Source organism: Inquilinus sp. NPDC058860, from assembly GCF_042743185.1.
Lineage (GTDB): Bacteria > Pseudomonadota > Alphaproteobacteria > DSM-16000 > Inquilinaceae > Inquilinus.
Genome location: NZ_JBHYMS010000024.1, coordinates 40,419 through 53,652, shown reverse-complemented (window position 1 = coordinate 53,652; position 13,234 = coordinate 40,419). Strand labels below are relative to the sequence as shown.

Here is a 13,234-nt window from a genome sequence, read left to right as displayed (position 1 = left end):
TCAGAGCCGGATGTCGATATAGGCGTTGCCGCGCAGGTCGCGCAGCAGCCGACGCTGCATCATGTCCAGCTTCTGCTCGGCCAGGCCGGACCGGATCTGGTCGCGATCGACGCCGTCGCCGCCGGCATCCTGGCGCGAGCAGACCATCATCACGGCAACGCCGTCCGGCACGCGCAGGGGCGAGCTGACCTGGCCGTCTGGCAGGGCGCTGACCACCTGGCGCATCGCATCGGGCAGGCGGTTGAGCAGGATGTCGCCGAGATCCGGGTTGGCGGTCACGCCCAGTTCCTTGGCCTTGGCGCGGAAGGCCTCGCAGCCGTTCACGCCGGAGAAGTCGTTGCGCATCTGCGCCACCACGGTCTGCACCCGGTTGCCCGGCGCGGTCGGCGGCACCGGAACGACAATCTGGTTCAGGCGGACCTTGACGCCGGTCGCGGTGTTGGCGTTGACCAGCCGCTTGTCGCGCAGCAGCAGGATATTGTAGCCGCCGAGGGTGCGGATCGGGTCCGACACCTGGCCCTGCTGCATGGTGCCGAGCACCTGGTCGAGCGCGGGTTCCAGCTGGCCGGCCAGGACCCATCCCATGTCGCCGCCGCTCTGGGCGCCGGCGGCCTGGCTGAACTGGCGGGCCACGGCCGGGAAGGGGGCGCCGCGGCGGATCTCCGAGACCAGGCGGTCGGCCAGGGCCTTGACCTGGCCCTCGCCCGCATCCTGGTCGACCGCGAGGAAGATCGAGGCGACGAGATATTGCGGCTTGCCCTGGTTCGCCTTCAGCCGCTCGACCACTTCGTCGACCTGGGTGTCGGAGACCTCGACCTGGGAGACGAAGCGGCGCTGGACCAGCTGGCGCCAGGCCAGCTGGGAGCGCACCTGGTCCTCCAGCGCGGTCTGCGGCACCCCGGTGGATTTCAGCATCGTGAACAGCTGCTGCGTCGACATCCGGTTCTGGCCGGCGATCGCCGCCAGCGCCCGGTCCACGTCCTGGGCCGGGACGCTGATGCCGGCGCGCTTGGCCTCCTGGCCCTGCAGCTTCTCGTCGATCAGCAGGCGCAGCACCTGGGGCAGCATCCGCTGCTGGGCGTCCGGCGTCGCCGGCAGACCGCTGCTCATCAGCGCCAGGCGCAGGCGCATCTGCAGGTCGGCCACGGTGATCACGTCGTCATTGACCACCGCAGCGATGGTGCCGACGGCTGAGGCCGGTGCAGGGCGGGTCTGCGCCATGGCGGAGGGGGCGACGAGAGAGGTGATCGCCAGGACCAGGGCGACGATCGGGGCCGACAGACGAAGGATCATGAGGGCGACACGGCCTCGCTATTGAAAGGCGCAGATACAGCACGTGACTTTGGCCGACTCAAGGCAAAAGCGGCCAGATCCCGGGGCATGGCAGGCTCAGCCATCCTCGAGATGGAGCAGCGCGGCGGCGCCGAACAGGAGGGCGACGCAGGAGGTGGCCCAGGCGGCCATCGGCACCGGCAGGGTTCCGGCGCGGCCGAGCGCCGCCACGATGTCGCCGAGGACGAAGATCGAGAAGCCGGTGACGATGGCGCCGACGATCATCAGCACGGTGTCGACCCGGCGCCCCGGCCGCAGGCTGAAGGCCGCGGCGACCAGGATCATCGCCGCCATCAGCAGAGGCTGCGACAGCAGCCCCTGGTAGGCGATGCGGTAGCGGGTCGAGGAGAAGCCGGTGGCCTCGAGATTGCGGATATAGTCCGGCAGGTCCCAGAACGAGATGGTCTGCTGCGAGGCGAACCGCTCCTGGATGCCGTTGCGGGTCAGGTTGCTCGGGATCGAGGTGGTGTCGACATGCTGCGCCGGCTGGCTGCCGTCCATGACCCAGGCATCGTTGATCACCCATTTGCCGTCCTGGAGATGGGCGTTCGCGGCGTCGATCCGGCCGTGATAGCTCTCGTCCGGGTTCAGCAGCAGGAACATCGCGTTCTGCAGCTCGTCGCCGTTGCTGCCGACCTTCTCGGCGTGGATGACGACGATTTCGCCCTCGTCCTTCTGGCGCAGCCAGAAGCCGGTCCTGGCCACCTTCATGACGTCGCCGGTGCCGCCCAGGAAGTCGAGGTCCAGGCGCTCGAAACGGCTGTACATCGCCGCCGAGATCGGGTTGACGACGGCGATCTTGACCACGCCCAGCACCATCGCCGCGGCGATCACCGGCGCCAGGAACTGCCAGGCCGACAGGCCGGCGGCGCGCGCCACCACCAGCTCGCGGCTGCGGGTCATGCGCCAGAAGGTCACCATCGCCGCGATCAGCACGGCGAAGTGGAACAGGATCTCGACGTCGCTGGGCAGCTTGAAGGCGGCCAGGGTGAAGGCCAGGCTCACCGGCAGCTCGGGCACGGCGCTGACCTGGCGCACGAACTCGACGAACTCGAACACCGCGATCACGCCGCTCAGCACCAGCAGCACGGCCAGGAACCAGAACAGGAACTGCCGCACGATATAGGCGTAGAGGGTGGGGGAGCGGAGCATCGGGTGCGGCTGGCCTGTGGTGCCGAAGGCGGTTGGGCGCTTCTTCTACATCAGACGGCCCGCCGCCGCGACCATCAAGGAGTCGCAGCCGGGCGGCAGGGCCGTTTTCGACCGGTGACGGGTGTGAAACCCCCTGTTACCTTGCAGGTTCCGCCGCTTCGGCCGCGGTCATCGGAAATCGCCCGGAAGACGACAAGATGCAGATCTCCTTTGCCCCGCCTGCTTCGGTGGAAGCCGGCGCCCTGGTGCTCGGCGTGTTCGCCGACGGCGTTCTCTCCACGGCCGCCGCCGCGGCCGACAAGCGGTCGAAGGGGGCGCTGTCGCGGGCGCTGAAGGCCGCGCCGAAGTTCAAGGGCGGCCGCGACGAGACGCTGACCCTGTACGGCCTTGCCGGCGTTGGCGTTGGCCAGATCGTGCTGTTCGGCCTCGGCAAGCCGGAAGAGGTCGATGCGGTCCGGCTGCAGCGGGCTGGCGGCGCGGTCGCCGCGCTCTTGAACCAGGCCCGGATCGGCACGGCGACGGCCCAACTCGACGGCATCGTTCTCGCCGGCCAGGGGGCGGGCGCGGCGGCCGCCGAATTCGCGTTCGGCGCCCGGTTGCGGGCCTGGCGGTTCGAGCGCTACCGCACCAAGGAGAAGGCCGAGGCGAAGCCGACGCTGAAGGGCCTGACGGTGCAGACCGGCGAGGCCGCGGCGGCGAAGAAGGCCTTCGCCCGCGCCGATGCGGTGGCCCAGGGCGTGTTCCTGACCCGCGAGCTGGTGTCCGAGCCGGCCAACATCCTCCATCCGGAGAGCTTCGCCGCCAAGGCCAAGGAGCTGGCGGATCTCGGCGTCGAGGTCGAGATCCTGGGCGAGAAGCAGATGCGTAAGCTCGGCATGGGCGCGCTGCTCGGCGTCGGCCAGGGCTCGGCGCGCGAGAGCTAGCTGGTGGTGCTGCAATGGAAGGGCGCCGGCGGCAAGCGCAAGGACGAGGCGCCGATCGCCTTCGTCGGCAAGGGCGTGACCTTCGACACCGGCGGCATCTCGCTGAAGCCCGGCCAGGGCATGTGGGACATGAAGTGGGACATGGGCGGCGCCGGCGTTGTCACCGGGCTGTTCAAGGCGCTGGCGCTGCGCAAGGCCAAGGTCAACGCGGTCGGCGTGCTCGGCCTGGTCGAGAACATGCCGTCCGGCGACGCGCAGCGGCCGGGCGACATCGTCACCTCGATGTCCGGCCAGACCATCGAGGTCTGGAACACCGACGCCGAGGGCCGGCTCGTCCTGGCCGACGCGCTCTGGTACACGCAGGACCGGTTCAAGCCGAAGGCGATGGTCAACCTCGCCACCCTGACCGGCGCGGTTATCATCGCGCTGGGCACGGACCATGCCGGCCTGTTCGCGAACGACGACGCCCTGGCCGAGAAGCTGACCGCCGCCGGCAAGGCGGTCGAGGAGAAGCTGTGGCGCCTGCCGCTGGGCGACGCCTACGACAAGCAGATCGACAGCGACATCGCCGACATGAAGAACATCACCGGCAGCCGCGACGCCGGGTCGATCATCGGCGGGCAGTTCCTGCAGCGCTTCGTCAACAAGGTGCCCTGGGCCCATCTGGATATCGCCGGCACCACCTGGTCCAGCAAGGACACGCCGACCGTGCCGAAGGGCGCCACCGCCTTCGGCGTGCGCCTGCTGGAGCGGTTCGTGGCCGACAATTACGAGGGCTGATGGCCGAGATCCGCTTTTATCACCTGACCGCGCGGACGTTCGAGCAGACCCTGCCGGTGCTGCTCGACCGGACGCTGCAGCGCGGCTGGCGGGCCGTGGTCTGCGTCGGCTCGGAGGAGCGGGCGGAGAGCTTGGCCGGCCATCTCTGGACCTATTCCAAGGAAGGCTTCCTGCCGCACGGCACCAAGCGCGACGGCTTTGCCGAAGAGCAGCCGGTCTGGATCAGCGACCAGGTCGAGAACCCGAACGGCGCCCAGGTGCTGTTCCTGGGCGACGGCGCGGAGTCGGACGGCGACGGCGCCTTCCCGACGGTCTGCGACCTGTTCGACGGCAACGACCCGGAGGCGGTACAGGCCGCCCGAGGGCGCTGGAAGCGCTTCCGCGACGGCGGCCATACCCTGGTCTACTACCAGCAGGACGAGGCCGGGGCCTGGAGCGAGAAGCAACGGGTGGGCGGGTGACGCCGCGCACGGCACTGTGGCTCGCGGTCGCGATTTGTGCCCTGCTGGTCCTCCTGCCCGGGATCGACCTCGTCGTCTCCGGCTGGTTCTACGCCCCCGGCAGCGGCTTCGCCTGGGACGGGGCGCCGCCGGCGGAGGCGATCCACGAGGTGGTGCAACTCCTGGTCCGCGCCGCCGCCGTGCTGCTTCTGCTCGCCGCGGGCTGGACCTGGCTGCGGCAGCGGCGGCTGCTCGGCCTCGACGCGCGGCGCTGGGCCTTCCTGGCCCTGGCGCTGGCGATCGGGCCCGGGCTGGTGGCCAACGCCGTGCTGAAGGACCATTGGGGTCGGGCCCGGCCGCGCCAGGTCGAGGCCTTCGGCGGCGCCGCGGTCTTCACGCCGCCGCTGATCCCGGCCGGCCAGTGTGCCCGCAACTGCTCCTTCGTCGCCGGCGACCCGACCGTCGGTTTCGTCGTCCACAGCGTCGCCTATGTCGTGCCGGCGCGGCGCCGCCGCCGGATCTTCTGGGGATCGATGGCGCTGGGCGGCCTGCTGGGCCTGCTGCGCGTCGGCATGGGCGGGCATTTCTTCAGCGACGTGGTCTTCGCCGCCGCGGTGATCCTGCTGGTCAGCGCCGGGCTGCACGCCCTGCTGTTCGACCGCTGGAGCACGGCCGCCGCCTGGCGCGACTTCACCCGCGGCCTGATCCGCTGGCCGGAGCGGGGCTGAGTTGCAGCCGCTGCCAATTTGTCCGGCAAGTGATGCGCGGGCGCAATCCGCAACCATATAGACTGACAGCCAAGGCCGCCGCGGGTCAGCGATCCGGGCGGTTTCCCAGCCAAGGTGACGAGTGATGACGGACGGATCGACTGTCGGACGGTTCGGCAGCGGGCGCGAGGTGCGGCGGATCGAGGATGCCGGGCTCCTGGCCGGCGCCGGCCGGTTCAGCGACGATATCTCCCTGCCAGGACAGGCCTATCTCGGTTTCCTGCGCTCGCCGCATCCGCATGCGCGGATCGTGTCGATCGATGCCTCGGCGGCGCTGGCGATGCCGGGGGTGGTCGCGGTGCTGACCGGCGCCGACCTGGCCGCAGACGGGGTGAAGCCGCTGCCGCTGGCGCCGATCTTCAAGCGGCCGGACGGGTCGCCCGGCGCGTCGCCGCTGCGGCCGGCCCTGGCGCAGGAGGTGGTGCGCTTCGTCGGCGAGGCCGTGGTCGCGCTGGTGGCCGAAAGCCGCGCTTTGCTGAAGGACGCGCTCGACGCCATCGTGGTCGAGTACGAGGACCTTCCGGCCGTTACCGGGCTGGCGCAGGCCCTGGCACCGGACGCGCCGCAGGTCTGGCCGGCGGCGACGGGCAACGTCGCGGCGCAGATGCGCCACGGCGATGCGGCGGCGACCGACGCCGCCTTCCGGACGGCCGCCCATGTCGTCTCGCTCGACCTCGTCAACCAGCGGCTGGCGCCGACGCCGATGGAGCCACGCAGCTCCCAGGCCGATTACGATGCCGAGGCCGACAAGCTGACGCTGCGCCTGTCCAGCCAGATGCCGTCCGGCGCGCGCGACACGCTGTGCGACGCGGTGCTCGGCATCCCACGGGAGAAGGTTCGGGTGGTGGTCGACGATGTCGGCGGCGGCTTCGGCATGAAGACCGGCCTCTATGCCGAGGACATCATGGTCGCCTATGCCGCGCGCAAGCTGCAGCGGCCGGTGAAATGGACCGCCGAGCGGATCGAGGAGTTCCTGGCGGCGACCCACGGCCGCGATATCGAGAGCCATGCCGAGCTGGCCCTCGACGAGACCGGCCGCGCCCTGGGCTACCGCATCCGGACCACTGCCAATGTCGGCGCTTATGCGACCACGGCCGGCATCATCATCCAGCTGATGATCGGCCCCTGGGTGTCGACAAGCATCTATGACATCCGGCCGATCGATTTCGAGTTCACCGCCATCCTCACCAACACCGCCCCGACCGCGGCCTATCGCGGGGCCGGCCGGCCGGAGGCGATCTACCTGATCGAGCGGCTGTTCGACACCGCGGCGCGGCAGCTCGGCCTGGATCCGGTCGAGATCCGGCGCCGCAACCTGATCCGGCCGGAGCAGATGCCCTACACCAACGCGATGGGGCAGACCTATGACAGCGGCAGGTTCGGCTCGATCATCGACCAGGCCGTGACCCTCGCCGACTGGGACGGCTTCGCCGCCCGCGAGGCCGAATCCCGGGCCTGCGGCAAGCTGCGCGGCCGCGGCCTGGCCTCGTTCCTGGAATGGACGGGCGGCAACGTGTTCGAGGAGCGGGTGACGGTGCAGGTCTCCGGCGACGGCGGCATCGAGGTCTACGCGGCAACCATGCCGATGGGGCAGGGGATCGCGACCTCCTACGCCCAGCTGGTGGTCGACGTGTTCGGCGTGCCGATCGAGAAGATCCGCATCGTCATGGGCGACACCGACCGCGGCCAGGGCTTCGGCAGCGCCGGGTCGCGGTCGCTGTTCACCGCCGGTTCGGCCATCCGCCACGCCTCCGAGCGCGCGGTGGACACCGGGCGGGATCTGGCCGGCGACGCGCTGGAGGCTGCGGCCGCCGACATCGAATATGCCGAGGGCGTGTTCCGGATCGCCGGCACCGACCGGGCCATCGGCCTGTTCGAGCTGGCCGACCGCCAGCCCGACCGGCGCATCTTCATCGACGCCACCAGCACGGTGAAGGGGCCGAGCTGGCCGAATGGCTGCCATATCTGCGAGGTCGAGCTGGACCCCGAGACCGGGACGGTCGACATCGTCTCCTACGTTTCGGCCAACGATGTCGGCCGGGTGGTCAACCCGATGATCGTGCGCGGCCAACTCGACGGCGGCGCGGTCCAGGGCATCGGCCAGGCGCTGGGCGAGCGGATGGTCTACGACCCGGAGACCGGGCAGGTCATGACGGCCACGCTGATGGATTACGGCGTGCCGCGCGCGGATGTGATCCGCGGCTTCGTCCATCTGCTCGACGAATCGATACCCTGCCTGAACAACCCGCTGGGGGTGAAGGGCGTGGGCGAGCTCGGCACGATCGGCGCCACCCCGGCGGTGGTCAACGCCGTCGCGGATGCCCTGGCCCGCGCTGGCCATGGCGCGGCCGCGGACCTCATCCAGATGCCGCTGACCCCGGCGACGGTGTGGGAAGCGCTGCAATCGTAGGTTGGGTTCGCGAAGCGAACCCAACATCGAGCGGCCGTACCGTGTTGGGTTCGCAAAGCGAACCCAACCTACGAAGAAGGGCCTATCCCGCCAGGGCCTGCGCCGCCTCCAGCTTGCCATTGGCTTCCAGCCAGGCTTCTTCGGCGGCGTCGAGCTTGCCCTGCACGTCGTGCAGGGCGATCTGCTGCTCGGTCGCTGCCGCGGGGTTGTTGTAGAGCGCGGTGTCGGCCAGCTTCGCCTCGATCGCCTTCTTGTCCCGCTCCAGCCCCTGGATCCGCTTCTCGATCTCGCGGATCGCCTGGCGCAGCGGCGCCAGCTGGGCTCGGGCCTCGGCGGCGGCGCGGCGCTGCTCCTTGCGGTCGGCCTGGCTCTGCTTCTCCGCCTGCCGCCCGGCGCGCTCCTGCCGGCGTTGCTCGGCCAACAGGCGGCGGTAGTCGTCGAGGTCGCCCTCGAAGGGGCTCACGGCCCCGTCCTTGACCAAGAGCAGCCGGTCGGCGGTCAGCTCGATCAGATGCGGGTCGTGGGTGATCAGCACCACGGCGCCGTCATATTCGTTCAGCGCCTGCACCAGCGCCTGGCGGCTGTCGACGTCGAGATGGTTGGTCGGCTCGTCGAGCAGCAGCAGCTGCGGCGCCTCGCGCGCCATCAGGGCCAGCAGCAGCCGCGCCTTCTCGCCGCCCGACATGTCGCCGATCCGGGTCTCCGACCGGCGCTGGACGAAGCCGAAGCGGCCGAGATGGGCGCGGATCTTCTCGTCGGTCGAATTCGGCATCACCCGCCGCGCCTGGGCGATGGCGTTCAGCGACAGGTCCAGCTCCTCGGCCTGGTGCTGGGCGAAATAGCCGACCTTGAGCTTGTTGGACTTGCGCAGCTGCCCCGCCATCGGCTGCAGCCGTCCGGCGAACAGCTTGACCAGCGTCGACTTGCCGTTGCCGTTGGCGCCGAGGAGCGCGATGCGGTCGTCCATGTCGATCCGCAGGTCGAGGCTCTTCAGGACCGGGCGCTCGTCATAGCCGACGGTCACCTTGTCCAGCACCAGGATCGGCGGCGCCAGCTCCTCCGGCGGCGGGAAGTCGAAGCTGATCGACTGGCCTTCGACCAGGGCCACGATCGGCTCCATCTTCTCCAATGCCTTGACCCGGCTCTGCGCCTGGCGGGCCTTGGTGGCCTTGGCCTTGAACCGGTCGATGAAGCTCTGCATATGCGCGCGCTGGGCGATCTGCCGCTTCTGCAGCGCCGCCAGATGCTCCAGCCGCATGCGGCGCGTCTGCTCGAACTGGTCGTAACCGCCGCTGTAGGCGGTCAGCTTGCCGTTCTCGAGATGGATCGTCGTGTCGACCACGCGGTTCAGCAGGTCGCGGTCGTGGCTGACCATCAGGATGGTGTGCGGGTAGGATTTCAGCCAGGTCTCGAGCCACAGCGTGGCCTCGAGGTCGAGGTGGTTGGTGGGCTCGTCGAGAAGGAGAAGATCGGGCTGCAGGAACAGCGTCGCCGCCAGCGCCACGCGCATCCGCATGCCGCCCGACAGGTCGCCGACCGGCCGGGCCTGGGCCTCGGTGTCGAACCCCAGGCCGGCCAGGATGGTGGCGGCGCGGGCCGGAGCGGTGTGGGCGTCGATATCGGCCAGGCGGGTGTGGATCTCGCCGATCCGGTCCGGGTCCTCGGCGGTCTCCGCCTCGTCCAGCAGGCTGGCGCGCTCGGTGTCGGCGGCCAGCACGGTGTCGAGCAGGCTGGCCGACCCCTCCGGCGCGTCCTGGGCCACGCTGGCCATGCGCCAGCGCCCGGGATAGCTGATCCGGCCGCCGTCGAGCCCGATCTCCTTGCGGATCGCGCGCAGCAGCGTCGATTTGCCCGTGCCGTTGTGGCCGACGAGGCCCGCCTTGTGCCCGGCCGGCACCGACACCGAAGCGGAGTCGAGCAGCACGCGGCCGGCGATGCGGATGGTGATGTCCTGGATCTGAAGCATGGCGGCGGCGTCATAGCACGGAAGAGCGGGATTCGCGCGCTTCGGTTGCCGGATCGGGGCGGCCCGTCTATAAGGCCGCGCAATTCCGATCGCCAACGCCTGCAAAACCGAGGATCCAATGGCCGAGCGCACCCTCTCCATCATCAAGCCGGACGCGACCCGCCGCAACCTGACCGGCAAGATCAACGCCAAGTTCGAGGAAGCCGGCCTGCGCATCGTCGCGCAGAAGCGGATCCAGCTGAGCCGCGCCCAGGCCGAGGCGTTCTACGGCGTGCACAAGGAGCGGCCGTTCTTCAACGACCTGTGTGCCTTCATGATCTCGGGTCCGGTCGTGGTCCAAGTGCTGGAAGGCGACAACGCCGTGGCCCGCAACCGCGAGGTGATGGGCGCCACCAACCCGGCCAACGCCGCCCCGGGCACCATCCGCAAGGAGTTTGCGGAGTCGATCGAGGCGAATTCGGTGCACGGCTCCGATTCGGCCGAGAACGCGGCGATCGAGATCGCCTTCTTCTTCGCCGGCACCGAGATCGTCGGCTGATCCGAAGCGCTTTCGGCTTTCCCCGCTGCGGCGGGGAGGGCCGGACGCTGCCATCGGGCAACAAAAAAGGCCGGTCCCCGTGGGGCCGGCCTTTTTCGCGCCGATGGCAAAAATCAGAGCAGGAACAGCGCCATGCCGATCAGCAGGATGGCGACGGCCACGATGCCCCAGGTGCTGAAGCGCACGAAGCTGGCATACATCTGCTTGCGCGAAGCCAGCAGTTCTTCCGGAACCTGATTCGTGCCTTCGCTGGCCATCGCGCCCATCCTCGTCACGCTTTCGTATGTTTGCGATCGAGGCACCATTTACGGGTGCCCCCCGGCCTTGTCCAGTGAAATAGGGTTTAATTGTCGCAGCGTCTATTGGGCTTTGTGACAATTATCACAAGGGGTTGTGGATCGCGCCTGCGGCGGCGTCCGCACCGGTGATCCGGACCCGCCCGTCCTCGATCCGGACCCGCCCCTCGGCGATCCAGCGGAGCGCCAGCGGGTAGCAGCGATGCTCCTCCACCAGGATGCGCGCGGCGAGGCTGGCGGCATCGTCGCCGTCGAGCACCGGCACCGCCGCCTGGACCAGGATCGGCCCGTCATCGACCGCCTGGCGCACGATGTGCACGGTGCAGCCGGCGAGCCTGACGCCGGCGGCCAGCGCCCGCTCATGGGTGTGCAAGCCGGGGAAGGCCGGCAGCAGCGACGGATGGATGTTGAGGATTCGGTCGTGCCAGCGGCCGACGAAATCGGCGCTCAGCACTCGCATGAAGCCGGCGAGGCAGACCAGTTCGACCCCGGCGGCGCGCAGCGCCTCGTCCATCGCCGCCTCAAAGGCGGCCTTGGACGAATAGGCCTTGCGGTCGACCGTGGCGGTGGCGATGCCTCGGCCCGCCGCGACGGCCAGGCCGCCGGCGCCGGGGATGTCGGACAGCACCAGGGCGATCTCGGCCGGGAAGTCCGGCGCGGCGCAGGCTTCGGCCAGGGCCGCCATGTTGCTGCCCCGGCCGGAGATGAGCACCCCGACTTTCAGACGGCCCATGCCGCCTCCGTGCCCGCGATCGCCACGGATCGGCCGGCATCGGCGACGACCCGGCCGATCCGGTGCACGGTCTCGCCCTGGCCGGCCAGGATCGCCGACACGGCGTCCGCCCGGTCCGGCGACACGATCAGCACCATGCCGATGCCGCAGTTGTAGGTGCGGGCCAGCTCGGCCGGGTTCAGCCCGCCCTGGGCCTTGAGCCAGCGGAACACCGGGGGCAGGGGCCAGGCCCCGGCGTCTAGGGCGACGCCCAGCCCGTCCGGCAGCACCCGCGGGATGTTCTCGGTCAGCCCGCCGCCGGTGATGTGGGCCAGGGCGTGGACGCCGCCGGCGCGGATCGCCGCGAGGCTGCTCTTCACATAGATCCGGGTCGGCGCCAGGAAGGCCTCGCCGAGCGATTTGTCGTTGGCGAAGGGCGCCGGCTCGTCCCAGGCCAGGCCGGCATCCGCGACGGTGCGGCGGACCAGGGAATAGCCGTTGGAGTGGACGCCGGTCGAGGCCAGGCCCAGCACCAGATCGCCGTCGCGCACGTCGCGGCCGGTCAGGGCCTGGTCGCGCTCGACCGCGCCGACGGCGAAGCCGGCCAGGTCGTAGTCGCCGGCGGCGTACATCCCCGGCATCTCCGCCGTCTCGCCGCCGATCAGGGCGCAGCCGGCCTGGCGGCAGCCTTCGGCGATGCCGCGCAGCACGCCGCCGCCGACCGAGCGGTCGAGCCTGCCGGAGGCGAAGTAGTCGAGGAAGAACAGAGGCTCGGCGCCCTGCACCACCAGGTCGTTGACGCACATGGCGACGAGGTCGATGCCGACCGTGTCGTGCCGGCCGGTCTCGATCGCCACCTTCAGCTTGGTGCCGACGCCGTCGGTGGCGGCGACCAGGATCGGGTCGCGGAAGCCGGCGGCCTTCGGGTCGAACAGCGCGCCGAAGCCGCCCAGCCCCTCCATCATGCCGCGCCGCCGGGTGCTCTCCGCCAGGGGCTTGATGTCGCCGACGAAGGCCTCGCCCTCGGCGATGTTCACGCCGGCCCGGGCGTAGGCGTCGGCGCTGTCCTTGGGGTCGATCGGCGGGCACATGATGACCTCGCAGAGAGCGGTGCTATATAAAGGCGGATTATCCGTGCGGATGGGCGCGGACCATAGCGGAACCGGAAGGCTTTGCAATGATGCTTCGCATCGGATCGACCCTGGCTCTGGCGGCCGCGCTTCTCTGTGCCGGGCTGGTGCCGGTGCGTGCCCAGACCCCGGGCGGGGCGCCGATCGCGGGCAATGCCTCCGGCTACTCCGTGGACAATGTCGCGGTCGAGGCCAGTGCGGCGAATGCGACCGAGGCGCGCACCAAGGCCTTCGCCCAAGGGCCGCGCAAGGCGCTGCAGCAGCTGCTGCAGCAGATCGGCGCCGATCCGAACCGCGTCTCCGGCATGTCCGACGCCGATGTCGAACGGCTGGTGCAGAGCTTCCAGGTGAAGTCCGAACAGGCCTCGCCCGGCCACTATGCCGCCAATCTCGCCTACACCTTCCGCAGCTCCGGCGTGCAGCAGCTTCTGGCCGGCGGCAGTGCCGCGCCGCCGATCACCGCCCCCGGCGCGGCCCCCGGCACGGTGCCGGGGACCTTGCCGCAGCCGGGCTTCGCGGCGCGGGGATCGGTCACCGTCACCGTGCCGATTGCGGCGCCGGCCGACTGGTACGACGTGCAGGGCCGGCTGACCCGCCTCGGCGGCGTGGTCTCGTCCTCCCTGGTCAGCCTGACGGCGCGGCAGGCGGTGCTGGAGCTGCGCTTCCCGGGCGACCAGGCCCAGCTCAACCAGATCCTGTCGCAGCAGGGCCTGACGGTGCAGCAGGGCGCCCAGGCGCTGGAGCTGCACCGGACCGGTGCGATGTAGCCCCGGCGTGACGACACCCTT

The 13,234-nt window shown here is 70.2% G+C and carries 11 protein-coding genes and 1 pseudogene; 6 read left to right on the top strand and 6 right to left on the bottom strand.

Annotated features, from left to right (window positions below; genetic code table 11):
• The gene (locus tag ACFW16_RS18020; RefSeq protein WP_380307429.1) at positions 1-1,293 is read right to left on the bottom strand and encodes a peptidylprolyl isomerase; all 1,293 of its coding nucleotides are present in this window, start codon (positions 1,291-1,293) and stop codon (positions 1-3) included.
• Positions 1,294-1,389: 96 nt separating this feature from the next.
• Entirely contained in the window at positions 1,390-2,484 is a 1,095-nt protein-coding gene (gene lptG, locus ACFW16_RS18015) for an LPS export ABC transporter permease LptG (protein ID WP_380307427.1), read from the bottom strand.
• A 197-nt stretch (positions 2,485-2,681) separates the two neighbouring features.
• Here lptG and ACFW16_RS18010 point away from each other — a divergent pair.
• From ACFW16_RS18010 to ACFW16_RS17995, 4 genes and pseudogenes are all read left to right on the top strand, one after another.
• A pseudogene (locus tag ACFW16_RS18010) lies at positions 2,682-4,187 on the top strand (leucyl aminopeptidase).
• Positions 4,187-4,648, top strand: a complete 462-nt coding sequence (locus tag ACFW16_RS18005; protein ID WP_380307425.1) for a DNA polymerase III subunit chi — start codon at positions 4,187-4,189, stop codon at positions 4,646-4,648. The pseudogene ACFW16_RS18010 and the gene ACFW16_RS18005 overlap by 1 nt, the downstream one beginning before the upstream one ends.
• Positions 4,645-5,355 (top strand): phosphatase PAP2 family protein, encoded by a 711-nt coding sequence (locus ACFW16_RS18000; RefSeq protein WP_380307423.1) that lies wholly within the window; start codon positions 4,645-4,647, stop codon positions 5,353-5,355. Before ACFW16_RS18005 ends, ACFW16_RS18000 begins: the two co-directional genes overlap by 4 nt.
• Before the next feature lie 124 nt (positions 5,356-5,479).
• Entirely contained in the window at positions 5,480-7,804 is a 2,325-nt protein-coding gene (locus ACFW16_RS17995; RefSeq protein WP_380307421.1) for a xanthine dehydrogenase family protein molybdopterin-binding subunit, read from the top strand.
• Between the two features lie 82 nt (positions 7,805-7,886).
• On the opposite strand, the gene ACFW16_RS17990 is transcribed toward ACFW16_RS17995, so the two are convergent.
• Positions 7,887-9,770, bottom strand: a complete 1,884-nt coding sequence (locus ACFW16_RS17990) for an ABC-F family ATP-binding cassette domain-containing protein (RefSeq protein WP_380307419.1) — start codon at positions 9,768-9,770, stop codon at positions 7,887-7,889.
• Between the two features lie 118 nt (positions 9,771-9,888).
• Here ACFW16_RS17990 and ndk point away from each other — a divergent pair, with 118 nt between their 5' ends.
• Positions 9,889-10,308, top strand: a complete 420-nt coding sequence (gene ndk, locus ACFW16_RS17985; protein ID WP_380307417.1) for a nucleoside-diphosphate kinase — start codon at positions 9,889-9,891, stop codon at positions 10,306-10,308.
• 113 nt (positions 10,309-10,421) lie between these two features.
• On the opposite strand, the gene ACFW16_RS17980 is transcribed toward ndk, so the two are convergent.
• The 3 genes from ACFW16_RS17980 to purM all read right to left on the bottom strand — a co-directional run bounded on the left by ACFW16_RS17980 (position 10,422) and on the right by purM (position 12,407).
• Entirely contained in the window at positions 10,422-10,565 is a 144-nt protein-coding gene (locus tag ACFW16_RS17980) for an aa3-type cytochrome c oxidase subunit IV (RefSeq protein WP_202964615.1), read from the bottom strand.
• Positions 10,566-10,689: 124 nt separating this feature from the next.
• Complete coding sequence (gene purN / locus ACFW16_RS17975) at positions 10,690-11,337, bottom strand: phosphoribosylglycinamide formyltransferase (protein WP_380307415.1); 648 nt, start codon at positions 11,335-11,337, stop codon at positions 10,690-10,692.
• A complete protein-coding gene (purM, locus tag ACFW16_RS17970; protein ID WP_380307413.1) occupies positions 11,325-12,407 on the bottom strand; it encodes a phosphoribosylformylglycinamidine cyclo-ligase in 1,083 nt (360 codons plus the stop codon). Before purM ends, purN begins: the two co-directional genes overlap by 13 nt.
• An 86-nt stretch (positions 12,408-12,493) precedes the next feature.
• Here purM and ACFW16_RS17965 point away from each other — a divergent pair, with 86 nt between their 5' ends.
• Complete coding sequence (locus ACFW16_RS17965) at positions 12,494-13,213, top strand: hypothetical protein (RefSeq protein WP_380307411.1); 720 nt, start codon at positions 12,494-12,496, stop codon at positions 13,211-13,213.
• Positions 13,214-13,234: the final 21 nt, after the last annotated feature.

Bases quoted from the DNA above. Each gene is read 5' to 3' on its own strand.
- ACFW16_RS18020 (WP_380307429.1), bottom strand. From the start codon at position 1,293: ATGATCCTTCGTCTGTCGGCCCCGATCGTCGCCCTGGTCCTGGCGATC.
- lptG (WP_380307427.1), bottom strand. From the start codon at position 2,484: ATGCTCCGCTCCCCCACCCTCTACGCCTATATCGTGCGGCAGTTCCTG.
- ACFW16_RS18005 (WP_380307425.1), top strand. From the start codon at position 4,187: ATGGCCGAGATCCGCTTTTATCACCTGACCGCGCGGACGTTCGAGCAG.
- ACFW16_RS17995 (WP_380307421.1), top strand. From the start codon at position 5,480: ATGACGGACGGATCGACTGTCGGACGGTTCGGCAGCGGGCGCGAGGTG.
- ACFW16_RS17990 (WP_380307419.1), bottom strand. From the start codon at position 9,770: ATGCTTCAGATCCAGGACATCACCATCCGCATCGCCGGCCGCGTGCTG.
- ndk (WP_380307417.1), top strand. From the start codon at position 9,889: ATGGCCGAGCGCACCCTCTCCATCATCAAGCCGGACGCGACCCGCCGC.
- ACFW16_RS17980 (WP_202964615.1), bottom strand. From the start codon at position 10,565: ATGGCCAGCGAAGGCACGAATCAGGTTCCGGAAGAACTGCTGGCTTCG.
- purN (WP_380307415.1), bottom strand. From the start codon at position 11,337: ATGGGCCGTCTGAAAGTCGGGGTGCTCATCTCCGGCCGGGGCAGCAAC.
- purM (WP_380307413.1), bottom strand. From the start codon at position 12,407: ATGTGCCCGCCGATCGACCCCAAGGACAGCGCCGACGCCTACGCCCGG.
- ACFW16_RS17965 (WP_380307411.1), top strand. From the start codon at position 12,494: ATGATGCTTCGCATCGGATCGACCCTGGCTCTGGCGGCCGCGCTTCTC.